26 protein-coding genes and 1 tRNA gene are annotated in these 26,059 nt (G+C 60.7%); 9 read left to right on the forward strand and 18 right to left on the reverse strand.

Annotated elements, in window-relative coordinates; translation table 11 throughout:
• Positions 1-244: 244 nt before the first annotated feature.
• The 4 genes from ACTQWD_RS05045 to purH form a co-directional block, all read right to left on the reverse strand.
• The gene (locus tag ACTQWD_RS05045; protein ID WP_154515054.1) at positions 245-1,288 is read right to left on the reverse strand and encodes a sensor histidine kinase; all 1,044 of its coding nucleotides are present in this window, start codon (positions 1,286-1,288) and stop codon (positions 245-247) included.
• 9 nt (positions 1,289-1,297) lie between these two features.
• Positions 1,298-1,969 (reverse strand): response regulator transcription factor, encoded by a 672-nt coding sequence (locus ACTQWD_RS05050; protein WP_154515056.1) that lies wholly within the window; start codon positions 1,967-1,969, stop codon positions 1,298-1,300.
• A 177-nt stretch (positions 1,970-2,146) separates the two neighbouring features.
• Positions 2,147-2,854, reverse strand: coding sequence for a hypothetical protein (locus tag ACTQWD_RS05055; protein WP_427718908.1), 708 nt, complete (start codon positions 2,852-2,854; stop codon positions 2,147-2,149).
• Positions 2,855-3,132: 278 nt separating this feature from the next.
• A complete protein-coding gene (gene purH, locus ACTQWD_RS05060) occupies positions 3,133-4,740 on the reverse strand; it encodes a bifunctional phosphoribosylaminoimidazolecarboxamide formyltransferase/IMP cyclohydrolase (protein ID WP_441545391.1) in 1,608 nt (535 codons plus the stop codon).
• 277 nt (positions 4,741-5,017) lie between these two features.
• On the opposite strand from purH, the gene ACTQWD_RS05065 reads away from it, so the two are divergent.
• Positions 5,018-5,659: a GNAT family N-acetyltransferase gene (locus ACTQWD_RS05065; RefSeq protein ID WP_427728515.1), complete on the forward strand. Its 642-nt coding sequence runs from the start codon at positions 5,018-5,020 to the stop codon at positions 5,657-5,659.
• Positions 5,660-5,931: 272 nt separating this feature from the next.
• Here the strand turns inward: ACTQWD_RS05065 and ACTQWD_RS05070 are convergent, their stop codons facing one another.
• Positions 5,932-7,875, reverse strand: coding sequence for a DUF2207 family protein (locus tag ACTQWD_RS05070; RefSeq protein WP_441559417.1), 1,944 nt, complete (start codon positions 7,873-7,875; stop codon positions 5,932-5,934).
• Positions 7,876-8,400: 525 nt separating this feature from the next.
• On the opposite strand from ACTQWD_RS05070, the gene gluQRS reads away from it, so the two are divergent.
• Positions 8,401-9,411 (forward strand): tRNA glutamyl-Q(34) synthetase GluQRS, encoded by a 1,011-nt coding sequence (gluQRS, locus tag ACTQWD_RS05075; protein WP_441559418.1) that lies wholly within the window; start codon positions 8,401-8,403, stop codon positions 9,409-9,411.
• 15 nt (positions 9,412-9,426) lie between these two features.
• Here the strand turns inward: gluQRS and ACTQWD_RS05080 are convergent, their stop codons facing one another.
• Together ACTQWD_RS05080 and ACTQWD_RS05085 are read right to left on the reverse strand one after the other, a co-directional pair.
• Positions 9,427-10,152 (reverse strand): metallophosphoesterase, encoded by a 726-nt coding sequence (locus ACTQWD_RS05080; RefSeq protein ID WP_441559419.1) that lies wholly within the window; start codon positions 10,150-10,152, stop codon positions 9,427-9,429.
• An 85-nt stretch (positions 10,153-10,237) separates the two neighbouring features.
• Positions 10,238-10,477 (reverse strand): hypothetical protein, encoded by a 240-nt coding sequence (locus tag ACTQWD_RS05085; RefSeq protein WP_441559420.1) that lies wholly within the window; start codon positions 10,475-10,477, stop codon positions 10,238-10,240.
• A gap of 211 nt (positions 10,478-10,688) precedes the next feature.
• Here ACTQWD_RS05085 and ACTQWD_RS05090 point away from each other — a divergent pair, with 211 nt between their 5' ends.
• Positions 10,689-13,565 (forward strand): DUF3427 domain-containing protein, encoded by a 2,877-nt coding sequence (locus ACTQWD_RS05090; RefSeq protein WP_441559421.1) that lies wholly within the window; start codon positions 10,689-10,691, stop codon positions 13,563-13,565.
• Between the two features lie 36 nt (positions 13,566-13,601).
• Here the strand turns inward: ACTQWD_RS05090 and ACTQWD_RS05095 are convergent, their stop codons facing one another.
• Entirely contained in the window at positions 13,602-13,997 is a 396-nt protein-coding gene (locus ACTQWD_RS05095) for a (deoxy)nucleoside triphosphate pyrophosphohydrolase (RefSeq protein ID WP_441048718.1), read from the reverse strand.
• A gap of 529 nt (positions 13,998-14,526) precedes the next feature.
• Here ACTQWD_RS05095 and ACTQWD_RS05100 point away from each other — a divergent pair.
• The 3 genes from ACTQWD_RS05100 to ACTQWD_RS05110 are packed head-to-tail and all read left to right on the forward strand — an operon-like array spanning position 14,527 to position 17,152.
• Positions 14,527-15,069 carry a hypothetical protein gene (locus tag ACTQWD_RS05100; protein WP_055252376.1) on the forward strand — a complete coding sequence of 181 codons (543 nt, stop codon included), beginning with the start codon at positions 14,527-14,529 and terminating at the stop codon, positions 15,067-15,069.
• A gap of 18 nt (positions 15,070-15,087) precedes the next feature.
• Positions 15,088-15,873, forward strand: coding sequence for a response regulator transcription factor (locus ACTQWD_RS05105; RefSeq protein WP_441559422.1), 786 nt, complete (start codon positions 15,088-15,090; stop codon positions 15,871-15,873).
• Positions 15,857-17,152, forward strand: a complete 1,296-nt coding sequence (locus ACTQWD_RS05110; RefSeq protein ID WP_441559423.1) for a sensor histidine kinase — start codon at positions 15,857-15,859, stop codon at positions 17,150-17,152. Before ACTQWD_RS05105 ends, ACTQWD_RS05110 begins: the two co-directional genes overlap by 17 nt.
• A gap of 295 nt (positions 17,153-17,447) precedes the next feature.
• Here the strand turns inward: ACTQWD_RS05110 and ACTQWD_RS05115 are convergent, their stop codons facing one another.
• Positions 17,448-17,822 carry a VOC family protein gene (locus ACTQWD_RS05115; protein ID WP_427718886.1) on the reverse strand — a complete coding sequence of 125 codons (375 nt, stop codon included), beginning with the start codon at positions 17,820-17,822 and terminating at the stop codon, positions 17,448-17,450.
• 11 nt (positions 17,823-17,833) lie between these two features.
• Positions 17,834-18,121 (reverse strand): PTS sugar transporter subunit IIB, encoded by a 288-nt coding sequence (locus ACTQWD_RS05120; protein WP_055252380.1) that lies wholly within the window; start codon positions 18,119-18,121, stop codon positions 17,834-17,836.
• A 163-nt stretch (positions 18,122-18,284) separates the two neighbouring features.
• On the opposite strand from ACTQWD_RS05120, the gene ACTQWD_RS05125 reads away from it, so the two are divergent.
• Together ACTQWD_RS05125 and ACTQWD_RS05130 are read left to right on the forward strand one after the other, a co-directional pair.
• Positions 18,285-18,908 carry a hypothetical protein gene (locus ACTQWD_RS05125; RefSeq protein ID WP_427718884.1) on the forward strand — a complete coding sequence of 208 codons (624 nt, stop codon included), beginning with the start codon at positions 18,285-18,287 and terminating at the stop codon, positions 18,906-18,908.
• Between the two features lie 31 nt (positions 18,909-18,939).
• Positions 18,940-19,024 (forward strand) — tRNA-Leu (locus ACTQWD_RS05130).
• Positions 19,025-19,173: 149 nt separating this feature from the next.
• Here the strand turns inward: ACTQWD_RS05130 and ACTQWD_RS05135 are convergent.
• The 5 genes from ACTQWD_RS05135 to larC all read right to left on the reverse strand — a co-directional run bounded on the left by ACTQWD_RS05135 (position 19,174) and on the right by larC (position 23,081).
• Complete coding sequence (locus tag ACTQWD_RS05135; protein ID WP_441559424.1) at positions 19,174-20,175, reverse strand: Ppx/GppA phosphatase family protein; 1,002 nt, start codon at positions 20,173-20,175, stop codon at positions 19,174-19,176.
• 19 nt (positions 20,176-20,194) lie between these two features.
• On the reverse strand, positions 20,195-20,956 hold the full coding sequence (locus ACTQWD_RS05140; RefSeq protein ID WP_427795099.1) for a hypothetical protein: 762 nt from the start codon (positions 20,954-20,956) through the stop codon (positions 20,195-20,197).
• A gap of 168 nt (positions 20,957-21,124) precedes the next feature.
• A complete protein-coding gene (mazG, locus tag ACTQWD_RS05145; RefSeq protein WP_441540189.1) occupies positions 21,125-21,985 on the reverse strand; it encodes a nucleoside triphosphate pyrophosphohydrolase in 861 nt (286 codons plus the stop codon).
• 2 nt (positions 21,986-21,987) lie between these two features.
• On the reverse strand, positions 21,988-22,536 hold the full coding sequence (gene yfcE / locus ACTQWD_RS05150; protein ID WP_427748071.1) for a phosphodiesterase: 549 nt from the start codon (positions 22,534-22,536) through the stop codon (positions 21,988-21,990).
• Between the two features lie 59 nt (positions 22,537-22,595).
• Positions 22,596-23,081 (reverse strand): nickel insertion protein, encoded by a 486-nt coding sequence (gene larC, locus ACTQWD_RS05155; protein WP_441559425.1) that lies wholly within the window; start codon positions 23,079-23,081, stop codon positions 22,596-22,598.
• Positions 23,082-23,419: 338 nt separating this feature from the next.
• Here larC and ACTQWD_RS05160 point away from each other — a divergent pair, with 338 nt between their 5' ends.
• Positions 23,420-24,331 carry a PHP domain-containing protein gene (locus ACTQWD_RS05160; RefSeq protein ID WP_441559426.1) on the forward strand — a complete coding sequence of 304 codons (912 nt, stop codon included), beginning with the start codon at positions 23,420-23,422 and terminating at the stop codon, positions 24,329-24,331.
• A 110-nt stretch (positions 24,332-24,441) separates the two neighbouring features.
• On the opposite strand, the gene hisE is transcribed toward ACTQWD_RS05160, so the two are convergent.
• The 3 genes from hisE to hisF form a co-directional block, all read right to left on the reverse strand.
• Positions 24,442-24,759, reverse strand: coding sequence for a phosphoribosyl-ATP diphosphatase (hisE, locus tag ACTQWD_RS05165; RefSeq protein WP_006235893.1), 318 nt, complete (start codon positions 24,757-24,759; stop codon positions 24,442-24,444).
• 46 nt (positions 24,760-24,805) lie between these two features.
• Positions 24,806-25,135, reverse strand: coding sequence for a phosphoribosyl-AMP cyclohydrolase (gene hisI / locus ACTQWD_RS05170; RefSeq protein ID WP_441559427.1), 330 nt, complete (start codon positions 25,133-25,135; stop codon positions 24,806-24,808).
• Between the two features lie 141 nt (positions 25,136-25,276).
• Positions 25,277-26,059 (reverse strand): imidazole glycerol phosphate synthase subunit HisF, encoded by a 783-nt coding sequence (hisF, locus tag ACTQWD_RS05175; RefSeq protein ID WP_441062951.1) that lies wholly within the window; start codon positions 26,057-26,059, stop codon positions 25,277-25,279.

Consider the following 26,059-nt stretch of genomic DNA (forward strand, 5'->3'; position numbering starts at 1 on the left):
ACCGGCCGCGGGGCCTGCGGGGTTTCCTAAGGGCACGTCCTCGCCGCGTTGCGGCTGCGGGATGTGCCCTTAGGAAACCCCTCCCGGCCCCGCGGCCTTCGCAGCCTTACTTCAACGAGTTGGCTGATAAAAAATGGCGTGCCGCCCCAAACGGGGCGGCACGTTTTGTTTGGGTGATTTTTTAGAGCCTCATAGCCATGTTCACGCTCGGGAACATGGCCATCCGCACCACAAGACGGCCCGACTACTCGAAGTATTGAAACTTGTTGGTCGAGAAAGCGAATGTTACGACAAAGCCTTCGCCCGGCTCCGATGCCGCGGTGACGTCGATGCCCATCTTGGAACACAGGCGCGCCACCAGGTAGAGGCCGATGCCCGTTGCGCGCTTGGTGGTGCGGCCGTTATCGCCGGTAAAGCCCTTCTCGAACACGCGCGGCAGGTCAGCCGCGCTCACGCCGCAGCCGTTGTCCGCGACGGTAAGCTCGATGCGCTCGCTTGCCAGGCCCTCGTCCAGCAACGCACCCGAAAACACAATCTTCGCGCCGTCCTCACGCGCATATTTAATGCTGTTCTGAATGAGCTGGCCCAGAATAAACTCGAGCCATTTCTCGTCGGTGAACACCTCAAAGTCGAGGTTCTCGCACACCGGAGCCACGTGCGCCGCAATGAGCTCGCGCGCGTTGGCTTTAATCGCGCCCGTCACCAAGCTCTTGAGACCCCAGCGGCGAATTAGGTAGTCGCGCTCTACGACTTCCGAGCGCGCATAGTACAGCGCCTGATCGATATAGCGCTCCACGCGAGCCAGCTCGCGACCCAGGTCATCCACGCGCGACAGGTCGTCTTCGCTGCCGTCCAGGTTTTCTAAAATCAGATGAGCCGCCGCCAGGGGCAGCTTGGCCTCGTGGACCCAGCTCTCGATATAGTCGCGGTAGTCATCGGTCTGGCGCCGGCCTTCCGCCACCTCGTCGCAAGCGGCTTTGCCCACCCGGCGCAAGACCTCATATTCGAGCTCGCCCTCGGCATAGGTCGGGCATTGCACCATCTCCTGCACCCAAGCGGGGCTCCCCAGCTCCTCTGCCGCGCGCTCCAGCTGGCACAGAAAACGACGACGGCGCACGTACTCGATCACGATGCCCAGCATGCCAAAGATAAAGGACACACCGACCGCCACGACCACGATGGATGCCGGGGCGCCGGCGACCGTCAGTACAAAACAGCTCAGCAGCACGCCGCAGGTCCACACGGCAATGGGAAGCAGTGCATCTTTAAAGAACTTGGCAAACGACATAACCGGCTCCTAGACCGAATAGCCTTGGCCGCGATGCGTCGTCAAATACCCCTTGATGCCGATTTTTTCGAGCGTGGTGCGCAGGCGGTTGATATTGACGGTGAGCGTATTGTCGTCCACGAAGGCGTCGGAGTCCCACAGGTCCTGCATGATAGCCGAGCGCGAGACAATCTTGCCCGCGCGGCCCAAGAGCAGCGAGAGGATACGCAGCTCGTTTTTGGTGAGCTCGGTACTGTCGCCGGTTGCCGTATTGGTGACCATGGAGCGGGCGAGGTCGAGCTCCAGCCCCTTGTGGACGAGCGTGCTGCGATCGCCCGCCGCCGCGGTGCGGCGCAGCAACGCATTGATGTGCGCCACGAGCACACGGGCGCTGTAAGGCTTGGGAACAAAGTCGTCCGCGCCAAGCGTCATGGCCATGACCTCGTCGATCTCGGTCGTGCGCGACGTGAGGACGATGATAGGAACCTCGGATTCGTGGCGAACCTCGTGGCAGATATGTTGGCCGTCCTTGACAGGAAGCGTGAGGTCGAGCAACACCAAGTCGGGCGCGGCGGCAAGGATATCGCGCGAGACATGCTCAAACGATTCGCAGGCCTCGATTTCAAACCCGGCGCGGGCAAGGATGTCGACAAGCTCACGACGAATGCGCTCGTCGTCCTCAACGACATAGATCAGCGCCATGGATTCCGCTCCCCTCTTGGTTGTCTTGCCCCATTATGACCGCGGAGCCGCAGGTGCGTGCCTCGCGAGGCACCAAGGTGACAGAACTGTTCGCGAACGAAAGCGTTTGGCTCGCCCCTCGCTCGCAACGGGAGCGAGGATCAAATGATTATTAAATCCCCGTCCCAGGAAAATCATTTAGCGGCGGGCACGGAGCTTTTCGTAGCCTTCGGCAAAGAAGGCAACCGTAGCGGCGTCGGACTCGACGGCGTCCGTCTCGGCGGCAGGAACCACGCCATGCTCGTCACTCACCAGGAACAGCGCGCCCTTGAGCTGCGCGGGAATGTCCACGCGCGTGACCGGGATGCCCTTGGTCTGGGCCAGCTGCTCGATAAGCGTCGCCGTGCCACACAGGCACTCGTCCGCCGGTGCCACAAAGACCAGCTCGCCGTTGTTGACGGCGGCGAGCAGCTCGGGTGCCACGCCGGTTTCGTCGGCCTCGGAGCGGGCCTCGGCGGAGCGGGCACGCAGCGCCTTGGCCGAAGTATCGGCCAGCGGCTCGTACTCCCCCACCGTCATGGCGGCATTGCCGTTAACGTCGATCACCAGCATGAGCACGCCGTCGCGCGCGGTGTAATCGCCCTCGGCAAGCGACCACTCAACGTGCTGCTTGGCCCAGCTGAGCATGTTATGGGTGAGCGGCTCGCCCTGCACCAGGCGCTCGGACAGCGCACGAATGTGGCGGTTGAGCATGGGCACCTTTTTGTTGGACATGCGCCAACGGCAGACAAGCGCGGGCTTGTCGAGCGTAAACTTCTCGACCGCCTCCTGATTGGCGCAAAAGTCCTCGTACGCACGCTGGTCCTCGGCATTGCCAAACAGCTCGGCATCATCCACAACGGCCATATCCAACCTTTCTCAAAAACATACACCGCACCGTTATACCCAAAAAAGCCGCCTGCACCAACCGGCACAGGCGGCAATAGATAGCTTTAGTTCGGGGCGAGCCAATACCGCTGGTGGAGCATAAGCCAGCGAGCCGGACCCAAGTGCCTCAGGTCGCCGCGAAAGAGGAGCGACGCGTACTTCTGTACGCGAGCGACGGTTTGAGCGGCGAGATGAGGTGCTTGGGGCCGGCACAGCGTCGAGCAGTTACGCGGTTTGGTAAAACCGCGTAACGATCATTAGTGGCGGAAGTGGCGGGCGCCCGTGAAGACCATTGCGATGCCATGCTCGTTGCAGGCCTGGATGCTCTCGTCGTCGCGCTTGGAGCCGCCGGGCTGGATGATGCAGGTCACGCCGTGCTCAGCAAGCACGTCGACGTTGTCACGGAACGGGAAGAACGCGTCGCTTGCGCAGGCAAAGCCGCCCTTCTCCACGCCCTCGCGCTCGCAGAAGTCCTCGGCGCGCTCGCAGGCAAGCAGTGCGGAGTCAACACGGTTGGGCTGGCCCGGGCCCATGCCAATGCCGGCCTTACCCTTGGAGACCAGGATGGCGTTGGACTTGACGCCCTTGCAGACCTTCCAGGCAAACTCAAGCTCGGCCATCTCGGCATCGGTGGGCTTGCGGTCGGTGGGGAACGTAAAGGTCGCGGGATCCTCGATCACGTGGTCGATCTCCTGCACCAGCATGCCGCCGTCGATGGAGCGCAGCTCCACCTCGGCGCCGTGGTCCACGCCGCCGGTAGCCAGCACGCGCAGGTTGGGGCGCTTGGCCATGCGCTCGAGCGCCTCGGCGGTGTAGCTCGGGGCGATGATGACCTCGACGAACTGCTTGTTCTGATCGGCAAAGTGCTCAACCAGCTCAAAGGGAACCTCGCGGTTGCAGGCGATGATGCCGCCGAAAGCGCTCTTGGGATCGCAGGCAAAGGCGCGGTCGTAGGCAGCCGTGATGTCCTCGGCAACGGCGGAGCCGCAGGGGTTCTGATGCTTGAGGATCACGCAGGCAGGCTCGTCGAACTCGCGAACCAGGTTCCAAGCGGCATCGGCGTCCAAATAGTTGTTGTAGCTGAGCGGCTTGCCCTGAATCTGCTCGGAGCCCACGAGCGGGAACTGCGAGCTCGCGGAGTTCTCGCAGCCATCGGCAAAGCGGTAGACCGTAGCCTTCTGCTGAGGATTCTCGCCATAGCGCAGGTCGTCGACCTTCTCCAGCGAGACCTCGAGTTTGGCAGAGGTGTCCGCCACGTCGCTTGCCTGGGCAGCAAGCCAACGGGAGATAGCCGTGTCGTAGGCGGCGGTGGTCTGGTAGACCTTCACCTGCAGGCGACGACGGGTGGAAAGCGTGGTGCAGCCACCGGTCTCGCGCATCTCGGCCAGGACGGCATCATAGTCGGCCGGGTCGGAGATGACGGTAACGCTCGCGGCGTTCTTGGCGGCAGAGCGAAGCATGGAGGGGCCACCGATATCGATGTGCTCGATGGCATCCGCGAAGGTGACCTCGGGGTTGGCGACGGTCTTCTCGAACTCGTACAGGTTGACGACGACCAGGTCGATCAGCTTAATGCCGTGCTGAGCTGCCTCCTGCATGTGCTGCTCGGAATCGCGGCGAGCCAGCAGCGCGCCGTGAACCTTGGGGTGCAGCGTCTTGACGCGGCCGTCCATCATCTCGGGATAGCCCGTGAACTCCTCGATGGGGGTTACGGGAACGCCCGCGTCCTCGATGGCACGAGCCGTGCCGCCCGTAGAGATGATCTCGACGCCAAAGTCGTCAACCAGCGTCCGTGCGAAATCGACGACGCCCGTCTTATCGGTAACCGAGATCAACGCGCGTGCGATCTTCACATCAGATCCCATGCAGTCCTCCTGTCTGGTACGCCGCCGTGCTCTGTGAGTCGGTGATACGTCGATCTGCAGCGCTCGCGCAGCGGCATTGAAAATACTGATTCAATGTAGCGCATCGAGCGCATCGATGCACCCCGTAACGGGCGCATGTGCAGAAAAAGCTTGCGAGCGGGGGTTGCAGGAGCGCCACTGGGCACGGTGAGTTGATGGAACACAGGGGCACCATAATTAGATGCCAATGGCATGGTAGAACTGTGCTCGATATGCATCCGCAATAGAAAGAGGCACTATGGTCTCGCGGGTTCTCTACCGACCGTTTGATACCGAAGACTTCGACGCCATCGCGCTGATCTTGCAGCAGCTTTGGCATAACAATTCGGATAACGAAGAGTACAACCGCCTTGAGGCCGCGTGCGATCTTGCCTATTGCCTTTCTTCCTCGACGTTTTCGCAGGTCGCCGTAATCGACGGCCAGGCGCGCGGCATTGCACTCGCACGTGCGGGGCAAAGCAGCGGCGCCACCGTTAAGGAGCATTGGATGGATACCGAACGCGCATTGCTGTCGCAGATGCGTGAGCTGGAGCCCGATGCCTGTGCCGAGTATCTCTCGTTTGTGCGCGCCACCATTCGGACCAACAACCGCCTGCTCGAGAGCAGCCCGCTGCCGCATGACAACGAGGTCACGTTGCTTGCCGTGGATCGCGATGTCCACGGCCTGGGCGTTGGCTCGGTTCTGCTCGATGCCGCGGTCTCGCACCTGTCCTCGCGCGGAGCGTCGAGAGCGCACCTGTATACCGACTCCAACTGCTCGTGGAAGTTCTACGAGCTGCACGGCTTTAAGCGCACGGCCACGCACCGCGCCAACCGCGAAGAGCGCCGCCACGACATGCCGCGCGAAAGCTTCCTCTACGAACTCGACCTAACAGCCTAAAACCGGCAGTTAGGGACGTCCCCTTTGTGCCGGCGCCCCGGGACACTCCTTGGCAGCAACCACACCTAGTCGTTGGGGACGTTCTTAAATGACTAGTCGCCGGGGACAGTCTTGAACAAAAGAGTCGCCGAAGCCCTCGCTGGCATCACCCTATAGAGGAGTCTGCAAATAGCGGTGGCAAAAGTAAAAGATCGGCGCATTTTGGCGCATAAAAAGGGGATGGGCTTTCCCCGACGGCTGCCGAGAAAAGCCCATCCCATAATTTAGGACCGCTAGAACGTTCCGCCGCCGCCTCCGCCGACGCCGCCGCCCCCGCCGCCCGAGAAGCCACCACCGCCGCCGCCGCTCGAGCTATCGGAACTCGAAGCCAGCTCACGGATGCTCTCGTGATACACGCCATCGAACGAATCGAGCGGAGACTGGTTTCCGTAGTGATGGTAGTACCACCAGTAGCAGGGGTAATTGTCGTAGAAGCCGTCGGCCTCGCGCACCTCGGGCGGCACGGCCTCGGCAAGCTGACGCAGAACTTCCTTGGAAACGCCCAGCGCCGCACCCATCACCAGAAGTTTATTCCACAGCACCAGATCGCCGGGGACGGCTTCCTTTAGACGCGTGAAGTCCTCGAGCCAATGCTTGAGCGCCTTGCAGCGAGCCGCCACCTCGGCGCCCTCCGGCGTAAGGCGGCGGAACGTAAGGCCCACGCCAATACCCACCAGCACAATCGGCACCGAGATAACCGCGGCGACAATGTTCACCTGTGCGCCGTCGGTAAAGAAGATGGATCCCACGGGAACAAAGGCGATCAGAGTACCAAGAACCAGGCAAAACACCATTGCGACAATGCCGTCCGAGGCAACGTACTCGCTATCGGCCAGTTTGCCCTTAACGGTGCTCTGATAGTCCTTGAGCTTGTCGCCCACGGGCGTAGCGTGCTGCTTAACATAGTGTTGCAGCTCGTCAAACGTGCGCGAGCGATCGCCGTTCTCGTCGGGCTTAGCACCGGCAAAGAAGACCTTGAGCACCATGCGGTCAATGCCCTTGGCCGACTTCCAACCCGCATCGCTCACCGTCACACGATACGTCTGCTCCTCTTTTTCGCGACGGAGCAGGCCCTTCTTGCCCTTGGTCGCGATTGCCTCCTCTAACTTGATCACGCGATCGTCGGTGAGCTTCATGAGCGTGGCGATATATGCCTGATCGGGCACCTCGTTCCAGCTCATGAGGGCCGAAAGCACGGCGGGATGGTCGGCCGAGGGCACGTCGCGGAAGTATTCGTCCTGGAACAGCGGTTTGGGCTTGCGGCGGCGCAACTTGAGCACGACGATCGTGCCGGTAAAGGCCACCGCCGCGACAACGCTAACCACGGCAAGTGCATTGGCGATCATGCGGGCGTGAGCGCGGCGGGCGTTGGCCTCCTCGGCCCACGCCTTCTCCTCGCTCAGAATTGTCGACATGCGTTCCTTGCCCGAGGCGGCGAGCTGCGGCACCCAATCGCTGGGGAAGGCGATGCGCGCCTCGGCGAATTCACCCTGATGCACGCAGGGTATGGTATAGGTGACCATGGGCTCGTCCGCGTCGAGCGACACGTCGCCCGTGAGCGGACCGTGGCCCCACGCACGGAAGTTATCGCCCTTGACGGCCGCCGTTCCGGCAGCGGCATTTGCGAAGTAAACTTCCATCTCGACGTCATCGGAGTCCGCAGACCAGCCGTCGCCCACAAACTTCCAGTAGAGCTCGGCGGTATCGGACCAGTTCATAACCGCACCGGTCATGGTGTAGCTCACGTAATAGATCGCGCTGTCGCCGCTCTCGTGGGGGCTGAACACCTTGATCTTTACGCCGCCGTCGGACTGCTCAACCGTATAGACGCCGTTGTCGCCTTTGTTTGCATAGTCAACCCTGCTAAACGCGGCATCATCTTCCTCGACGCTCAGCACATCGACACCCGCCGTACCACCCTGCTGGTTGGTGCCCGTATTGATATCCCAATACACGCCGTTGATGTCGTCGTCGAAATCAAACTGGCGTCCCTCGACAACGGTCAGCGATCCATCGGCTTCAACCGTGGCACCGATATAGGTTTGGGTCATGGAATACCCGTCGGCACGTGCAACGACGGGCAACAGCAGCAGCACGCACGCGACGAGTGCGCAAATGGAAGCAAATCGCGCAAACGGGCAGCGCTGCCGACAAGCATTGGCAACGGGGGCGTTCATAGGCACATCCTTTGTCTGTAAAACCAACAGCGCCATTGTCCCACGTTTGCGGGTACACATGACGAACATCTAGGCGACCGGAGCGCCAAACGGGATGAAAGTCATGCCTGCCGCCAGCAGCTAATCATTGGGTAGTCATTGGGGACGTTCTTAAATGACTAGTCATGAGGGACACCCTTGGCATGGCCCGCGCCAGCAATAGATACCACTTCACAGCTCCGTCACAGGTGTAGCAGCTTTGTGTGGGCGCGGCACGCGCTGATTGAGCCGCCAGCCGAGGGGCATAAAGCAGTTGAGCGAAACTGGTTTGCCCCTTTGCCGTTCGCTCGAGGATCATGTCCCCCTTTTCCGCGGAAACCCCGGCAGTTGCGAAGAGCTGCCGGGGTTTCTGTTGTCTAAGGTACTGAGTTGATCGACAGGAATCAAAGCACCGAGCCTGCGGCCCACCATACGCAATGCGGGGCCTCGACAACTTGCGTACCACAGTGACGCCTCCCCATCGCGCCCCGCGCTATACTCGTCCGCATGGATATCAACGCACGCAACATAGCAACGCCCGCCGCGAACGCGCCAACAACGCCGCCCGCCTCCGTTCCCGTACCTGTCGTAGGCCGTTTTGCCCCGTCGCCCTCGGGCCGCATGCACCTGGGCAACGTGTTCAGCTGCCTGTGCTCGTGGCTTTCGGCCCGCAGCCAAGGCGGCAGCATCGTGTTGCGCATCGAGGACCTGGACGATCGCTGCAAGCGCCCGGAACTTGCCGCCCAATTGATTGATGACCTAGCTTGGCTGGGGCTTGAGTGGGACGAAGGCCCCTACTACCAGCACGATCGTCTGGACCTGTACGAAAGCGCCTTGCGCCGGCTAAATGACGCCGACCTCACCTATCCCTGCTTTTGTACGCGTGCCGAACTCCACGCCGCGAGCGCGCCGCATGCCAGCGACGGCACGCCCATCTACCGCGGCGCCTGTCGAAACCTTTCTGCCGAAGAGATCGCCCGCCGCAGCGTTCTGCGCGCCCCGGCCACGCGTCTGCGCGTGCCTACCGTCGATGACCTCGCCGGCGACGTGATCGAATTCGTGGACCGTACGTACGGCGCCCAATGCGAGGCACTCGCCACCGAGTGCGGCGACTTTTTGGTGCGCCGCAGCGACGGCGTTTTTGCCTACCAGCTAGCCGTGGTGGTCGACGACGCTGCCATGGGCGTCACCGAGGTCGTGCGCGGATGCGATCTGCTGGGCTCTACGCCCCGCCAAATCTATCTGCAGCATCTGCTGGGACTTCCCACGCCGCACTACGCGCACATTCCGCTGCTCATGTCGCCGGACGGCCGCCGTCTATCCAAGCGCGACCGCGACCTGGACCTGGGCAAACTACGCGCCCGCTTTGGCACACCCGAGGCGCTGCTGGGCTGGCTCGCCGGGCAAACGGGCATCGCGCCGGACACCACGTCGCGCTCTGCCGAGCAGCTGGTCGAGCACTTTAGCTGGAATGTCATCCGCGCGCACCGCGAGAACATCACTGTAACGGCCGAGTAGCCAAATACCTCGCCCCTACGCAACGTCCCAGGGCTGGAGTTCGTCGCCCAAGCGAACGATGCAGTCGTAGAGCACGGTATGGCGCTCGGCAGGGTTGGCATCCCGATGAAAATGCCCGTAGTACCAGCGCTTGTAGTCCAAGCGGTCTTCCAGCTCATCGAAAAATGCTGTAAGTCGGTCGACGTCGGGGTAATTCCAGCCAGGCCCCGGATAGAGCGTGGGCGAAAGCATGCGCGTAGAGCAGGTGTGGGTGACCACGTAGTCAACCTTCCAGCCCACGCTGTCGAGCTTTGTCCGCGCCTCCTCAAAGTTGCGCTCGTCCGGCAGCTCCTGTGGCCACCAGCTGGAATAGGGAATGCGGTATTCCTTATCCACGCTCGTGGCGCCGCCCATGGTAAAGATCGTTGAGCCGTCGAGCTCAAAAACCTCGCCGCGCGTCAGGCGCCGTATGGGAGAGGTATCCGACAGGCGTTGCGTTAGCCCACCGTGCCACAGCTCCATGGGACGCTCCGCCCAGTGATCGAAACGCTCGTGATTGCCGTCGACGAACAGCACGGTATAGGGACGCGATTCCAGCCAGGCGTTATCGATGCATTCCTCGGCAGAGAAATCCCACGGAAAGCCAAAGTCGCCCGCGACAATCAGATAGTCATCGCTCGTCAGACTATCCCCAAGATCCCAGTCGCGCAGCTTTTGCATGTCGAGGCCGCCGTGAATATTGCCCGTCACATAGACCGTCATCGGATTACCACTTCCCCGTAAGTAGCTAGTCCACATTCTGCACGATCACTAAGCCAACCGTTCCAGCCCTTCCATCCCTTAGGGCTTACCCCTCGTTCTTCCATCCAAACGGATCAAGCACCCAAAAAATCAGATCGAGCACGCCGCCGGTCATCATGGCGCCGGCAAGGGCCATGCAAACGTGCAGAGAGCTGGCACTTCGGAGCGCGTCGAACGGCCCCAGAACAGTCAGCAGCGCGACCGCTGCGCCGACCACGCACAGCGCGAGGCACGGCCCCGCGTCCTTGACGCACTTCTTTGCGAGATGCTTGGTGTTATCACTCATCAATATCGACTCCTTAGAGGGCCGTTGTTTGGGTACATGCCGCCGCGGCAGAGCAGGGCGGCAGGGTAAGTGTCACATGCCGTGCGGACATCAATGGAGAAACCGCGCCCCTCAGACCAAAGCCGGCAATCAATACCGTCATATGCCCAAAACACGAACGATCGATCTGTTATCCTGGCGCCAACATAGTCTTTCGAAAGGTTTGGCCGGGATGACTACGCAGCAGCAGATTGATATTGAATTCGACTCGCTTGCACGCGAGAACGATTCACCCAAGCTCATCGCCAACTCGAAGACGACAGGCGGAACACTACTATCCGTTATCAAAGAGCAGCTCTCAACCTGCAGCTCCTTTGACTTTTGCGTAGCGTTTGTTGCAGACGGCGGTCTTCAAATCCTGGTCGAGGCGTTCCAGGAGCTCAAACAGCGTGGCATTAAGGGCAGGCTGCTCACGTCCACCTATCTCAACTTCAACTCACCCGATGCGTTTCGCAAGCTCCTGGAATACGACAACATGGAAGTTCGCGTATTCCAAGGTAATTTGCATGCCAAGGGATATATTTTTGATAAGGGCGAAACCAGCACGGTCATCATCGGCAGCTCGAACATGACGCAGACCGCCCTCACCTGTAATAAAGAATGGAACGTGCTGTATCAGACTGTCGATAACAGCCGCTTACTCGGCGAACTGAGGGGCGAGTTCAATTCGTTGTGGAACGACACCTCAACTGTTTTGCTTTCCCAAGACTGGATTGAGAACTATGCCGCATATCGATCGGCACGTCCGCCAAAGCCCAAATCGAAACCGACATTCAGATCTGCGGAAACGCCGGTGCAGAATGACCTCGAAGAAATCAAGCCCAATAAAATGCAGCAGCGCGCCCTTGAGGCGCTCGGCGTAATCCACCGCAAGGGCGAGACCCGCGCCCTGCTGGTCTCGGCAACCGGCACCGGCAAGACCTTCCTTTCGGCGTTCGACGTGCTCGCAACTAAACCCCGGCGCGTCCTCTTTCTTGCGCACCGCCGGCGCATTATCGACGCCTCCCGCGCAAGCTACGAACGCCTCTTAGGTAGTACCTATACGTTCGACACCTATCAAACTGGCAAGAATATAAGCAATGCTACCTGCGTGTTTGCCATGTGTTCTTCGGTCGCCAAACATCTGAGCGATTTCCGTCCCGATGAGTTCGACTACATCGTCATCGACGAGGCCCACCGCACGGGATCCCAGGGTTACCAATCCATCATGTCGCACTTTACGCCTCGGTTTTATCTGGGCATGACCGCTACACCCAATCGCACCGACGGCTATGACGTCTTCGCTCTTTTCAATCACGTCATCGCGTTCCAGATCACGCTGCAGGACGCTTTGGCCGAGGAGATGCTTGCCCCCTTCCATTATTTTGGCATTCACGATCTGGAGATTGACGACGAAACGGTCGAAGATATCGCCCTGTTCGGGCGCTTGACGTCCGACGAGCGCGTGCGTCATATCACCGAGAAGATCGAAGAATATAGCGTCACCAAAAGCAATCGCAGGGGCTTAATTTTTTGCAATCGAAACGCCGAGGCCAAGGAACTGTCACGCAAATTCAACGCTCTCGGATATCGAACGGTTGCGATTAGCGGTCAAGATCCCGATGAGGTCCGCGATGCCGCAATCAGCCGACTTGAAGCCGGCGAGCTCGAGTACATTTTCTCGGTCGATATCATGAACGAAGGCGTCGACATCCCCTCGCTCAATCAGATCATCATGCTTCGACGCACCGACTCCGCAATCATCTTTATTCAGCAGCTCGGACGAGGTTTGCGCTTGAATGATGGTAAGGAATACGCACTGGTGCTCGATTTTATTGGCAACTACCAGAGCAACTTCCTGGTGCCCATCGCGCTTTCGGGTGACAAGACATATAACAAAGACCGCCTGCGCCGTCTTGTTCAAGAGGGCGATTCGGCGATCCCCGGATGCTCGACCGTGAGCTTCGATCGTATTTCCGAGGCACGCATTTACAAGGCCATCGACGGCGGCGATTTCACCTCCGTCAGGTTTTTGAAAAACGAATATCTCGACTTGCGCCAAAAACTCGGCAAGATTCCCTCGCTGCTCGAATTTGATCGTAACGGCTCCATCGATCCGCTGCTTATCTTCAAGAATAGCGGCCTGGGCTCCTACCACGTATTTCTTTCCAAATACGAGCCGGACTACACGGTTCAATTTTCCTCTGATCAAACCAAGATTCTCAAATTTATTTCTCAAAAACTTGCCGCGGGCAAGCGATTCGAGGACCTCTATTTGCTTCAAACGCTCGTCGAAGCCGGACACAAGGGCTACCGGCATATGCGCGAGGCTGCGCTTAGGAACTACCGCGCACAGCTTAAGGACAGCGCCGTTAGGTCGGCAATCGCAGTCCTTAAGGGCGACTTTGCCACTCCTAAGGATTTCGTTTCCCTGCTCATTGACGATGGAACCGGACCTCGTCTGACCGAAGTGTTTGCGACCGCCCTGCGCAACGCAGAGTTCAAACGTCAGATTCTTGAGGTGCTGGATTTTGGTATCGCGCGCAACCGACTCGACTATGCCGAGACGTACGAAAACACAAATTTCGTTCTCAACGCCAAGTACACGTACGAAGAGGTTTGCCGCTTGATGAACTGGGAAAAGAACATCAACGGCCAAAATCTTGGCGGCTATTTTTACGACGAAAAGACCAATACATTCCCTGTGTTTATTAACTATGACAAGGCGCCCGACATTAGTGAGTCAATTCAGTATGAAGATCGCTTTGTTTCGCCGAGCAAGCTTATCGCAATCTCCAAGGGCAACCGTACGCTCAACTCTCCCGAGATTCTGCGACTGCAGGTATGGCCGGAAAACGGCCTGAAGACGTATTTGTTTATGCGAAAGAATAAGGACGATAAGGGTGGCAAGGAGTTCTATTTCTTAGGCGAAATGCATCCGACCGGTGAGTTCGAAGCTATTAAAACTAAGAGCGGCGACAACGCCGTTGAAATCGAATATGAGCTCAATGTGCCTGTACGACAGGACATCTACGAGTTTATGCTCAGCGATTTGAGCGAGGCCGAGTAAAAAAGAGCGGGCCGCCATGTGGCGCCCGCCCCTTTCTTACATAAGCCCGAGTTTCTTTTCGAGCTCCTTAACGACTTTAACGTCTGCCGGAAGCCAATCGACATCCCACAGGTTATTGGTATCAAGCCATTTCATATCCTCGTGAGCATGCTCTTTGAACTCCCCCGAAAGAATGGTAGCTAGGTAGCACTGCATCGACAGGTGGAACGTCTCGTAATCGTGTTCGACCGTGCAAAGATAGTCGAGGTTACCGATCGTGACCTCGAGCTCTTCTTGAATCTCGCGCACAATTGCCTGCTCGCCGGTCTCGCCCGGCTCGAGCTTGCCGCCCGGAAATTCCCAGCCGTCTTTAAACTCGCCATAGCCGCGCTGGCAGCTCAGTATTTTTCCGTCCTTCTGAATAACCGCTGCTGCAACATTGATTGATTTCATAACTAGTTATCACCTCTCCAGTTGAGCCCAACCAGTATAGGTGATCAACCGCCCGCCATGTCCCAGTCGCCTGAAAACCGCCTGCTCGACCAACCCTTAACGCCGTTTTGCACCGGCACCCCATCCCCCGCTATCGAGGTCTAATACTTTTCCGCGAAGTGAACGTCTGTTTTAGGACCCCTGAAGCATCCACATTTTTCGTCGGCAAAATCGCAGGATTCCAGCACCGAAACCCCAGGAAACGGCACCTCTAAAGTGTCGATGCTTCGGGGGTCAGTTTTAGCTCGTTCACTTCTCGGAAAAGTATTAGACCTCGCTGCTAGCTACCCAGAAGGGCACCTCTTCCTTCCCCACAGCACCCAAAAACTCATCCAACATTAATCTTGGCTCAAGAATCGCTTAATCTATAACCTGCACTATAAAGTTCGACCAAGGGCGGGGCGGCGCCGCGCAACGCAGACCGCTGAACGCAACGCTCGCGCCCGGGCAGATCGCCCGGCGTCGCGCCCATCGAACGAAAGGACAGGTCATGGACGACCTCGAAAAAGTTGAAACCATCCGCACCAAGTGCAACGTGAGCTACACCGATGCCAAGGCCGCGCTCGACGCCGCCGACGGCAACGTTTTGGACGCCATCATTTGGCTCGAGTCGCAAGGCAAGACCCAGACCACATCGGCGCACGCCGCCACCGAATCCGAGCCGGTCGATGAACCCTCGGCCGAGATGGTCGCCGCGCAGGCAGCCTACGAGAAGTCGAGCGAAAAGACTGACTTTTCCAAGAAGATGGACAGCGTGTGGGAGTACCTCAAAAAGCTCTTCCGCCTGAGCCTGGACACCAAGTTTATCGCCACGCGCCGCGACGCCATCATCCTCAACATCCCCATCCTGATCCCCATCGTCGCCCTGTTTGCCTGGGGCGCCACGATATGGCTCATGCTGATTGGCCTGTTCTTTGGCATGCGCTACCGCATCGATAGCGACGGCGACGTGCCCGGCAGCATCAACAACCTTATGAATCACGCCGCCGACGCCGCGGACGACATCAAGCAAAACCTGAACGACGACAAGTAATCGCAGACGGGGGCACACATGGCACAGATCCTGATCGTAGAGGACGAGGAGAAAATCGCCCGCTTTGTGACGCTCGAGCTGGAGCACGAGGGCTACCAGGTGGAGCACGCCGCCGACGGCCGCACCGCCGTGGACTTGGCGCTGGAGCACGACTACGATCTGATTCTGCTCGATGTGCTGTTGCCGCAGCTCAACGGCATGGAGGTCTTGCGGCGTGTCCGCAAGCACAAGGATGTGCCGGTGATTATGGTCACCGCACGCGATGCCGTGATGGACAAGGTGGCCGGGCTCGATGCCGGTGCCGACGATTACCTGACCAAGCCGTTTGCGATTGAGGAGCTGTTCGCACGGATTCGCGTGGCGCTGAAGCGCGCGGAGGCCGTGCGGGCGGCTTCGGGCGTTGGCGGCGCCGACGCTGGGGCGGGCATGGCGGGCGGCGCGGGCGGCGACGCCGCTGCGGTGCCCCCGGTCAGCAGGTCGACCAAGGCTTCCGTCGCGCCCTCCCCCGCCGCGCTCACCGTGGGCTCGGTCGTGCTCGACCCCGACCGCCGCGAAGTCACGGTCGGCGGCTCGCCCATCGCGCTCACGGCCCGCGAGTTCGACGTTCTCGCCCTGCTTATGACACATGCCGAAACCGTGCTCACACGCGAGCGCATCGCGCACGAGGCGCTGGGCTACGAATACGTGGGCGACACCAACAACGTCGACGTGCACATCGCGCACCTGCGTGCCAAGATCGAGGACGCCGGCGGCGCCCGCATCATCCAGACCGTGCGCGGGGTGGGCTATGTCTGCCGTGCGTAACGCCGAGGCCAAGCGTGTCACCTCCATCGCCCGCGCCATCAACTGGAGCTATATATGGCGCCGCCTGATGAGCTACGTCTGGCTCGATCTGCTGCTGATGGTGATTGCGGCGGCGATCCTCGTCTATGGATACAACCAGACGCTGCCCGAAGGCGCGTTTACCGCAGGATGGATCCCCAGCGCCGCCGTTCACGGCATGTCGCTGAAGCCCGCGCGCGACTGGGACCTGACAACGCTCACCTATACCGTCGAACTTGCGCGTACCACCAAGACCTTCCCCCTCGCGCAGGACCTCGTCGCGCTATGGCCTCTCTACTTTGTCGTTGTGGGTTGGCAGGTCATCAGCGTGCTCAACATGCTCGGCGGCGCGAGGCACGTGCGTCGCACCATGTCGCCGCTCAACGACTTGGCCCTGCGCGTGGACGAACTCGGCCGCATGCAACTCTCCGGCGGCAAAATGGAAACGCTGGAACAGGCCATCGAGCGTGCAAGCGTCGACTCGCCGAGCGTCACCACCGGCGACGCCGACCTGGCAAGCATCGAGGTCGCGCTCAACCGGCTGCTGCGCCAGATGCAAGAGGCCAAGCTGCAGCAGATGCGCTTTGTCAACGATGCAAGCCACGAGCTGCGCACGCCCATCGCGGTGATTCAGGGCTACGTAAACATGCTCGACCGCTGGGGCAAAGACGACCCGGACGTGCTGACGGAATCCATCGCGTCCCTCAAGGCCGAAAGCGAGCATATGCAGGAGCTCGTGGAGCAGCTGCTGTTTTTGGCACGCGGCGATGCCGGGCGCACGGTCCTGCGGCGTGCGCATACCAACCTGGCCGCACTGGCCGGCGAGGTGTGCGAGGAATCGCAGATGATCGACGCCGCGCACACGTATCGGCTGGCTTTTGACGCTGCATTTGCCAGCGATCCGCGCTGCGACGCACCTGTCGACGTGGCGCTTGTGAAGCAGGCTCTGCGCGTGATCGTGCAGAACGCAGCCAAGTATTCGAACGCGGGAACGACCGTCACGTTTGCCATAACTCCCGATACGGGCACGGGCGCGATCGACATAAGTGTTGAGGACGAGGGTATCGGTATGAACCAGGAGTCCGCAGCTCACGCGTTTGAACGGTTCTACCGCGCCGACAACGCACGCGATGCCGGCGCGCAGGGCTCGGGCCTGGGGCTTGCCATTGCTAAGTGGATTGTCGATAGCCATGGCGGCGCCATTGGCGTGACCTCGGTCGAGGGCGTCGGTAGCCGCTTTACGATTCGCCTGCCACGGTAGGAAGCCCCCTCGTGAATCGAGGTCTAATATTTTTCCGGAGAAGTGAACGAGCGTATTTGGACCCCTGAAGCATCCACATTTTTCGACGGGAAAGTCGCAGGATTCCAGCATCAAAACCGCAGGAAACGGTACCCACAAAGTGTCGATGCTTCGGGGGTCCAATTCTGCTCGTTCACTTCTCGGGAAAAGTATTAGACCCCGATTTCATGTCCCCTCAAAAGGTCGCCCCCTCGGCATAAAAAAGGGATAGGGCCATGCGGCCCTATCCCTTTTTTTCGTTATAGCAGCTTGCGCGCTACTCGCGACACAGGTGCACGGCGAAGCCGGCGAACTCGCGCTTAAAGTACACAAGCTTGGTGCCGCCGTCGGGCAGCAGCACGCGCGACTCCTCGTTGACCTCGAGCCCGTGCTCGGCAAACCACTTCTCGGCAGCATCGATGTCGTTGACGGCAAAGCCTATGTGGCCCTTGGCGCCACGACCGTTCTGCTTCATGATCTCGACCAGCGAGTCGTTAAAGTACGAAATCGGGGTCTCGCTGACGGGCAGGCCCATCATCGTCGAGAACAGCTCCGCGATCTCCAGGGCGTCTGCCGGGTCGGTGGCGTTAATGCCCACATGGGCAACGCGCATGCCAAAGAGCTCGACCGGGTTGGCGTTCTGCTCGTTCATACAGGCAGCGCCTACTGAGCCATGACGTCGAGAACGGCCTTCTCGGCAGCGACGCGGTTCATGCCGGTCATAAAGGGCACGCCGCTCACGTACGGGCAGGTGAGGCCCTCGGGGGCAACGGTGGTGGCGATCAGCAGATCGGCGCCCTCGTCGCAAGCGTCCTTGGCCTCGGAAATGGCGCACTGCACGATCTCATACTTGCCGGCGTAACCGTTGGCGTCGAGCATGGTGGCGACCTTCTGGGCAACGAGCGTGGAAGTAGCAGCGCCAGCACCGCAAGCCAAAACGATCTTCTTCATAGGTAATGTCTCCCTTCATGGTTTACTTTAGGTAAGTGTACCGCAGCGAGCGATGGCGCTCGGCCTCGATGCACTTTTGTGCCAGTTTGCTTGCACGCTGCGTATAATACATCTAGTACGTTTTGTCATACCGCTTGTTTTACGAGCGACCGAGGAGCTCAATATGCCCGATTCCCGCACACTCTGGACCGTCGTCGTTGTCATCTGTATCGCCGTGTCGCTGCTCTTTAGCATCAAAAAACGCACCACGTTTAAACGCCTGCAGCGGCTCATGGCCGCCAAACAGTGGGACGAGTTCGATCGTTTGCTCGACGGCAAACTCACCAGCATGCTGTACCCGCGCTACAACCGCGACTACCTGCGCCTGAACTCCTATCTGCTGCGCGAGGACCACGAGCGCGCCGACGAGATGTTTGACCTGCTGCTGGGGCTCAACCTGCCCAAGATGCAGCGCGTCGATCTGGTGATCAAGGCCTTTAACTACTACGTTGGCCAGGAGGACCGCAAAAAGTCCAAGGAGCTGCTGCACGAGATCAAGGGCTTTGAGGGTGGCCAAGCCGAGGCAGTCGCGCACGAATGCCAGCTGATGTACGACACGATGATCCTCAAGCGCCACAACGACATTCCCGAGCTGGAGCGCATGCTCGAGGATGTCGGCAACGACCCGGTCAAGCGCTGCCGACTGGAGTACCTGCTGGCCCTGCAGTACCAAAACAAGGGCGACGAGGCAAAGTTCCAAGAGTTCCTCGAGAAGTCGGGCCAACACTCGATGGCCGTCAACGCGTAACGGACGGCTTGTGCTAGACTTCTAGTCTTACGGGGGCGTGGCGGAATTGGCATACGCAGGAGACTTAAAATCTCTCGCCGCAAGGATTGTGGGTTCGAGTCCCACCGCCCCTACCACGTATTGTTTACGAGCCCGTGTCCCTTTGGAATGCGGGCTCGTTTCTTTTGGACACCGTCAAGCCTCTAAGTTGCGGTGGAATAGTTCCTGTTTTGGCAGTTTATCAGCCCATTTAGGAACTATTTCACCGCAACTTATGAGGGGATGGTTAAAGGACGCTGAGGCTGGGGGTCCAGGCGATGGTGGGGGTCGCGCCGTCGAGAACCTCGTTGATGGTGGCGGCCATTCCGGCGAGCAGGCTGTTCTCGCTTACAGTGAGCGCGTCGTAGCCGCCGGCTCGCATGAGCTCGCGAATCACCACAGCACCAGCCAGGATCACGCCCGCACGCTTGGGTTGCACGCCTGGCAACGCGGCGATGCCCGCGACATCCAGCGAGAACATGCGCCCGATAGCGGCCGAAACCTGGTCCAGCGAAAGCTCGCGCAGGTGCACAAAACTCGAATCATACGGCTCCAGCTCGTGAACGAGCGCAACGAGCGTGGTGACGGTGCCACCCACCGCGACCAGGCGCTCGGCTCGCTCAAAGTCGACCGGCAAGCTCTTAAAGTAGCCCGCAAACTGCTCGTTTGCCCACGCGCCAGCGGCGGCAAGCTCGCTGCCCGTTGGCGGCAGCGCCGAGAAAAACCGCTCCGTCACGCGGCGACAGCCGATGTCCAGCGAGCGCGTTCCCTCCAGCGCAAAGACCCCACGCTCCGGCGCATAGACGCCCGTCGCGAGCTCCGTGGATCCGCCACCCGAATCGGTAACAATGATGCGCTCGCCGGCAAAGTCGTGCGCCACGCCAAAAAACGTCAGGCGCGCCTCGACCTCGCCCGGAATCACCTGCGGCTCGAGCCCCAGCTCGCGCAGGCCGTCCAGCAGCAGCGCGGCATTGGACGCATCGCGCGCGGCGCTCGTGCACGTGGTGCAGATGCACGCGGCCCCAAAGGCACGGGCCTCGTCCACAAACATTCGGCACGCAGCGAGCACGCGCCCAACGGCCGCCTCGCAAAAGCGCCCCGTTGCGTCCACGCCCTCGCCCAAGTCGGTAATCTCGGTATGCTTGGACGATTCCACGATCGCCCCGTCCTCGACCTGGGCCAGCACCAGTCGCGACGACACCGTTCCCAGGTCAATCGCCGCCACCTTATATCGTTTGCAATTCGTCATTGCGGCCCCCCTCCGGGCGCTACTCGCCATTGGACACGACTGCCTGGCCCTCGACGCCGTTAAAACCAAACAGCATGTCGAGCGTCTGAATGTACCACGGCGCGTCCTTGCCGACCTCTTCGATTTCCTTGGCAACTTCGCTGGCCTTCTTGGCGTTCGACGACTTCTGGCTCGACGAGGTATCGGAATCGTCGTCCAGGCCCTGCACTTCAATCCTCTTCTCGCCGGGCATCACCAGACCCAGGTCCTCGGTCGCCGCGTCCTTAATGCCCTCCTCCGAGAGCAGCTTGTCGACGCTTTTTTGCAGGTCGTCATTATATTGCTCGCGAATCTCGACCTGCTTGGCCAAGATGTCGCTCGAGCGTTTTGCCACATACAGGTCGCGCACGGGGAAGTACAGGCTCACGAGCGCCAGGGCGACGACAATGCCAACAAACAGCCCTCGCTGGGGACCGTGGGTAAAATCATAGATTGCCTTGACCACCGCGTTATCGTTGGCGTAGTGCATAAAGTCCGAGCCCGAAAGACGGCTTGAGGGACGGCGCGGCTTGTCGGACGCCTGGGTCGAAGGGCGCGACGTATGCTTGGAACGCGATGGGCACACCGGACTGTCCGAGGAACTATTTGGCTGAGCATTGGGATGCGAAGTCGCCGGCGAGCTATACCTGGAGCGATCAGCGCCAGCATAACCAGACCCGCCAAGCTGCACCGAATGCGCACGGCGAGGTGACGGTTCGCGCGAACCGGCGGAATAGTGCCTGTTGTCGTAAATCTGATCCATGTGCGCCTTGTGCGGTTGAGGTTTGTTTGCGCTAAGTCCTTTAGTTATAGCACGCGGGCGGACCAGCCGGACGAGCCGTAGGACAAATCCATTACTCGAGCGCGCGTGGTCGCCAACGGGCAAGTCGACGGGGCGCCGCCCTTACGCCCCGCCGACCAACACCGTGTCCTACTCCTCTGCCTTTGCGGCATCCCACAGGTCGTTGAGCCCGTGGGTCGAAAGCTCGGCAAGATCAACATGGGCATCGGCCGCCATCTGCTCCATTGCGGCCCAACGGCGGCGGAACTTGGCCGTGCTGGCACGAAGGGCGCTCTCGGCGTCGATGCCCTCCTTGCGTGCAACGTTGACCAGGGCAAAGAGCAGGTCGCCAAACTCCATCTCGCGCTCGGGCGAGCCGGGCTCCTCGGCCTCAAACTCGGCACGTTCCTCGGCGACCTCGTCCCACACGTCCTGGACCGTATCCCACTCAAAGCCCACGGCAGCCGCCTTGCGCGACACCTTCTGAGCCTGCATCAGCGCCGGCAGATGCGTGGGCACGCCGTCGAGCAGGCCCTCGGGCGCAGCCTCGCCCGCCGCCACGGCCTGGTCCTTGGCGGCCTTCTCGGCAAGCTTGACCTCGTCCCAAATCTTGAGCACCTCGTCGGAGTTGTCGGCATCCACATCGCCAAACACGTGCGGATGGCGGCGAATGAGCTTGGCGTCGATATCGCGCGCCACGTCGGCCAGCGTAAACTCGCCGGCGTCCGCCGCAATCTGTGCATGCAGCACGACTTGCATGAGCACATCGCCCAGCTCCTCGCGAAGATGGGCCGCGTCATCCGCCTCGATGCAGTCGAGCGCCTCGTAGGCCTCCTCGATCATGTTCTTGCCAATGCTCTGGTGCGTCTGCTCGCGGTCCCACGGGCAGCCGTCGGGCTGACGCAGGCGCCAGATAGTCTGTACCAGATGTTGTAACTCGGCCGATGCATCGACCAGCGTGGACAGGTCGCGCGAACCTTCGGCATTTTGCTGAGCCATGTGCTCGGCCATGGTTAGTCCTCCTCCATGATCACATGGCGGAACGCGCCGCCCTCGTAGATACCATAGCTGTGCGTGCCGTCCTTGGGGATGCTCACGCTACCGGGATTGAAGAGCCACAGCCCCGGGTGAGCGGTGCTTTCCTCGTTGACCTTGACGTGCGTGTGGCCGTAGACGAGCGCGGAGCCCTCGGGCAGCGCGGGCGCGTGATCGACGCTGTTGTGCATGCCGGCGCCAAAGACGTGGCCGTGCGTCAGGAACAGCTCGCGGCCGACCTCGTCGAACAGTGTGGCGTAGTCGGCCATGACGGGAAAGTCGAGAACCATCTGGTCGACCTCGGCGTCGCAGTTGCCGCGCACCGCGATAATGCGGTCGGCCAGGGCGTTGAGCAACGGAATCACGCGCTTGGGAGCGTAGTCGCGCGGCAGGTCGTTGCGCGGACCGTGATAAAGCAGGTCGCCCAGCAGGACGATGCGGTCGGGCTGCTCGGCTTCGATGGCGGCGCAGAGGCGCTCGGTCCAATATGCCGAGCCGTGGATGTCAGAAGCGATGAGGTATTTCATGGAGGTCCTTTCGGGGTGGGGTTGACGTGGCCGGGCGCGGAATGTCGCCACCAGCCGCGTTATTCAAATCGCAGTGCCGCGCTCTGGGCCGCCTGCATCACGCGTTGGAGCGGCACATTGTGCTCGTGGGCAAGGCGGGCGCAGTCTTCGTACTCGGGCGCCGCACGCTCACTGCCGTCGGGCAAGGTGGCCACCTTGACGGATACCTCGCCCCACGGCGTCGTTACCCGCTCAAAGTAGCGCGGCAGGCAAACGCGCTCCATAACCTGGCGGCGGATGCCATTGGTCGTGGTTTCCAAAAAGATGATCGTCTGCAGGCACTCGATATCCTCGTGGGTGCAGATTACCTGCAACTGCCAGCCAGGGCGGCCTTTCTTGCAATAGAGGGGCAGCCAGTGCACCTCGCGCGCGCCGGCCTCGCGCAGGCGGTCGGCGGCGTAGGCGAGCACCTCGGGCGACGCGTCGTCGATGTCGCACTCCAGCTTGACGATGGTTTCGGGCGCATCGGTCTCGCAGGACAGCGGAGATGTAGTTCCACGTTGCATACGGTCCGGCTCCTTTCCGCACGGGCTCGTTTTATTCACCCAAACGCTAGCACATCGCGAGCGGCGCAAGTGTGGCGGCGCGCGATGAGCGCGATTTTCCTTGTCTGCAAGAACCGACACTCCACCGCCTCGGCCAAACATGTACATCAGCCTCCAAACATGTCATTTTTTGTCAGTTTTGGAGGCTGAGGTACATGATTCGAAGCAAGGCCGATGTCGCGAGCCCGCCCTTATGCGCCGCCCGTCCTTTCCAGTCGATTTCGGCCCACGGCGCGCACATCGCACTGGGGGCCGCGCCGTTACAATGGAGCAGATTCGCTTGACGTAAAGGAGCCGCCATGCCTGCTTGCCCGCTGGTCGATTGCCATACTCACACCTCGTTTTCGGACGGACACGCCTCGTTTGAAGACAACGTCCGCGCCGCTGCTGCGGCCGGTTGCCGCACCATGGTCTCGGCCGATCACCTTACCCTGCCTGCCAGCATGGATGCCACCTGCGAGGTGCAGGTTGTCGAGGGCGACCTGCCGGCGCATCGTCTGGCTTTTGAGGATGCCCGCAAGCTTGCCGCGCAGATTGCGCCGGAGCTCGAGCTTGTCTATGGCTTTGAGTGCGATTGGTACGAAGGCTGCGAGCCTTTGGTTGAGCGCTGGTCCCGGGGCGCCGTCGTACGCCTGGGCAGCGTGCATTGGATTGGTAGCCCGGGCAATATCATGGCAGGCGCCGCGGGCACGACGGGGACAGAGGGCGTCGCACGCCCCGATACGCCCGACTCACGCTGCGGCTGGATCGACGACGACACCAACCTGCACGTTTGGGAAAACTTAGGCGTGCGCGGCGTGTGGGAGCGCTATGTCGATGACTGGTGCCGCGCCTGCGAAAGCTCGCTCAACTTTGATGTGATGGCTCACCCCGACCTGGTCATGCGCTTTTCGAAGGAAGGCTTTGCGCCCGATTTTGACCCCGCACCGTTTTGGCGGCAGATGGCCGAGTGTGCGCACGATACGGGCCGCCGCGTTGAGGTCTCGACCGCCGCACCGCGCAAGGGGCTCGACGACTACTATCCCGCGACCGGCCTTTTGCGCTGCTTTGCCCATGCTGAGGCGCCCATTACCTTTGGCTCGGATGCGCACCGCGCCTGTGATATTTGCTGGAATATCCGCGAGGCCCAAGCCCATGCCTACGACTGCGGCTACCGAACCTTCGACATCCCCCACCCCACCGGCGAATGGGAGCCCACACCCCTCGCCTAGCCATCCCTTCATAAGTTGCGGTGAAATAGCTCCTATTTATAGCCCTAAGACCGTCAAACAAGAACTATTCCACCGCAACTTCTATGGTCATCGGGGACGTTCTTTAACGACTAGTGGCGGCGGGCGTTGAGCTCGCCGGCCAGCTCGTCGAGGGTAATGCCGTAGCGCTCAAGCGTCACGAGCAGGTGGTAGACCAGGTCGCCGGCCTCGTAGCGAATGTGATCATGGTCGTTATCCTTGCAGGCCATGATCACCTCGCTCGCCTCCTCGGCAAGCTTCTTGAGCAGCTCATCCTCCACATCGGTCAGCAGTCGAGCGGTATAGCTTTCCTGCGGCGACGCATCGCGACGACCGTGAATAACCTCGGCCAGCCCCGTTAGCGTCTCGCCGATATTTCCATCCTGAACATTTGCGGTACGCACACCCATGGTTCAATCCTTTCTGGTCGGCCAAGCGCCTGGTCGAGCGCCCGCCCTACGCGAGTTTCTTAAAGAAGCAGGTACGGTTGCCGGTATGGCAGGCCGGACCCGGCGAGTCAACCTTGACCAGCAGCGTATCGCTATCGCAGTCGGCCCAGAGTTCGCGAACCTCCTGCATGTTGCCGAACGTCGCGCCCTTGTTCCAGAGCTCCTGGCGACTGCGGCTCCAAAACCACGTGGTGCCGGTCTTGAGCGTCAGCCCCACCGACTCCTCGTTCATCCAGGCAACCATGAGCACCTCGCCGGTGTCATACTGCTGAACCACACAAGGAATCAGCCCGCGGGCGTCGTACGCAAGCTTTGAAGGATCGGTTATCTCTTCCATTTCTCTCCCCAAATTCAAACTTCGCAGGTCGGCGAGGGTTGTCCAGGTGCCGCAGGTTGCCGCGAAAGAGGAGCGACGCGTACTTTGGTACGCGAGCGACGGTTTGAGCGGCAAGATGCGGTGCCTGGGCAAGCCGCAGCGCTAGAAGTCCAACCTGACAGGGATGCCTTGAGAGGCCATATACTCCTTCACCTGGCGAATGCTGAAGGTTCCAAAGTGAAAGACGCTCGCCGCCAGCACGGCGTCGGCCTCGCCCTCGATCACGCCCTCGGCAAAATGCTCGAGCGTGCCCACGCCGCCGCTCGCGATGACGGGGATTGGCACCGCGCGGGCCACGGCGCGGGTGAGCGCCAAATCAAAGCCGGCCTTGGTGCCGTCGCGGTCCATGCTGGTGAGCAAGATCTCGCCGGCGCCGCGACGAGCCGCCTCCTCGGCCCACGCCACCGCGTCGATGCCCGTGGCGTTGCGACCTCCTGCGGTAAAGACCTCCCACTTGTCGGCACCGGATGCGCCGGGCAAGCCGACGCGCTTGGCATCAATCGCCACGACCACGGCCTGGCTGCCAAACGCCGCGGCAGCCTGGCTAATCAGCGACGGATCGCGCACGGCCGCCGAGTTGAGCGACACCTTGTCGGCACCGGCGGCAACCATGGTGCGCATGCCCGCCAGGTCGCGAAAGCCGCCGCCCACGGTATAGGGAATGGCGAGCTCCTCGGCCGCATGTGCCGCCATCTCGATGGTCGTCGCGCGGTTGTCGCTCGTCGCGGTAATGTCCAAAAATACGACCTCGTCTGCACCCTCGCGGTCGTAGACGCGGGCCAGTTCCACCGGATCGCCCGCATCGCGCAAGCTCACAAAGTTAACTCCCTTGACCACGCGGCCGTCCTTGACGTCCAGACAGGGAATTACGCGCTTGGTAAGCAT

Source organism: Collinsella sp. LCP19S3_B6 (assembly GCF_052121815.1).
GTDB lineage: Bacteria > Actinomycetota > Coriobacteriia > Coriobacteriales > Coriobacteriaceae > Collinsella.

What these genes read in the sequence shown, in the direction of transcription:
- ACTQWD_RS05045 (WP_154515054.1), bottom strand. Translation starts at nt 1,288, where the DNA reads ATGTCGTTTGCCAAGTTCTTTAAAGATGCACTGCTTCCCATTGCCGTG.
- ACTQWD_RS05050 (WP_154515056.1), bottom strand. Translation starts at nt 1,969, where the DNA reads ATGGCGCTGATCTATGTCGTTGAGGACGACGAGCGCATTCGTCGTGAG.
- ACTQWD_RS05055 (WP_427718908.1), bottom strand. Translation starts at nt 2,854, where the DNA reads ATGGCCGTTGTGGATGATGCCGAGCTGTTTGGCAATGCCGAGGACCAG.
- purH (WP_441545391.1), bottom strand. Translation starts at nt 4,740, where the DNA reads ATGGGATCTGATGTGAAGATCGCACGCGCGTTGATCTCGGTTACCGAT.
- ACTQWD_RS05065 (WP_427728515.1), top strand. Translation starts at nt 5,018, where the DNA reads ATGGTCTCGCGGGTTCTCTACCGACCGTTTGATACCGAAGACTTCGAC.
- ACTQWD_RS05070 (WP_441559417.1), bottom strand. Translation starts at nt 7,875, where the DNA reads ATGAACGCCCCCGTTGCCAATGCTTGTCGGCAGCGCTGCCCGTTTGCG.
- gluQRS (WP_441559418.1), top strand. Translation starts at nt 8,401, where the DNA reads ATGGATATCAACGCACGCAACATAGCAACGCCCGCCGCGAACGCGCCA.
- ACTQWD_RS05080 (WP_441559419.1), bottom strand. Translation starts at nt 10,152, where the DNA reads ATGACGGTCTATGTGACGGGCAATATTCACGGCGGCCTCGACATGCAA.
- ACTQWD_RS05085 (WP_441559420.1), bottom strand. Translation starts at nt 10,477, where the DNA reads ATGAGTGATAACACCAAGCATCTCGCAAAGAAGTGCGTCAAGGACGCG.
- ACTQWD_RS05090 (WP_441559421.1), top strand. Translation starts at nt 10,689, where the DNA reads ATGACTACGCAGCAGCAGATTGATATTGAATTCGACTCGCTTGCACGC.
- ACTQWD_RS05095 (WP_441048718.1), bottom strand. Translation starts at nt 13,997, where the DNA reads ATGAAATCAATCAATGTTGCAGCAGCGGTTATTCAGAAGGACGGAAAA.
- ACTQWD_RS05100 (WP_055252376.1), top strand. Translation starts at nt 14,527, where the DNA reads ATGGACGACCTCGAAAAAGTTGAAACCATCCGCACCAAGTGCAACGTG.
- ACTQWD_RS05105 (WP_441559422.1), top strand. Translation starts at nt 15,088, where the DNA reads ATGGCACAGATCCTGATCGTAGAGGACGAGGAGAAAATCGCCCGCTTT.
- ACTQWD_RS05110 (WP_441559423.1), top strand. Translation starts at nt 15,857, where the DNA reads ATGTCTGCCGTGCGTAACGCCGAGGCCAAGCGTGTCACCTCCATCGCC.
- ACTQWD_RS05115 (WP_427718886.1), bottom strand. Translation starts at nt 17,822, where the DNA reads ATGAACGAGCAGAACGCCAACCCGGTCGAGCTCTTTGGCATGCGCGTT.
- ACTQWD_RS05120 (WP_055252380.1), bottom strand. Translation starts at nt 18,121, where the DNA reads ATGAAGAAGATCGTTTTGGCTTGCGGTGCTGGCGCTGCTACTTCCACG.
- ACTQWD_RS05125 (WP_427718884.1), top strand. Translation starts at nt 18,285, where the DNA reads ATGCCCGATTCCCGCACACTCTGGACCGTCGTCGTTGTCATCTGTATC.
- ACTQWD_RS05135 (WP_441559424.1), bottom strand. Translation starts at nt 20,175, where the DNA reads ATGACGAATTGCAAACGATATAAGGTGGCGGCGATTGACCTGGGAACG.
- ACTQWD_RS05140 (WP_427795099.1), bottom strand. Translation starts at nt 20,956, where the DNA reads ATGGATCAGATTTACGACAACAGGCACTATTCCGCCGGTTCGCGCGAA.
- mazG (WP_441540189.1), bottom strand. Translation starts at nt 21,985, where the DNA reads ATGGCCGAGCACATGGCTCAGCAAAATGCCGAAGGTTCGCGCGACCTG.
- yfcE (WP_427748071.1), bottom strand. Translation starts at nt 22,536, where the DNA reads ATGAAATACCTCATCGCTTCTGACATCCACGGCTCGGCATATTGGACC.
- larC (WP_441559425.1), bottom strand. Translation starts at nt 23,081, where the DNA reads ATGCAACGTGGAACTACATCTCCGCTGTCCTGCGAGACCGATGCGCCC.
- ACTQWD_RS05160 (WP_441559426.1), top strand. Translation starts at nt 23,420, where the DNA reads ATGCCTGCTTGCCCGCTGGTCGATTGCCATACTCACACCTCGTTTTCG.
- hisE (WP_006235893.1), bottom strand. Translation starts at nt 24,759, where the DNA reads ATGGGTGTGCGTACCGCAAATGTTCAGGATGGAAATATCGGCGAGACG.
- hisI (WP_441559427.1), bottom strand. Translation starts at nt 25,135, where the DNA reads ATGGAAGAGATAACCGATCCTTCAAAGCTTGCGTACGACGCCCGCGGG.
- hisF (WP_441062951.1), bottom strand. Translation starts at nt 26,059, where the DNA reads ATGCTTACCAAGCGCGTAATTCCCTGTCTGGACGTCAAGGACGGCCGC.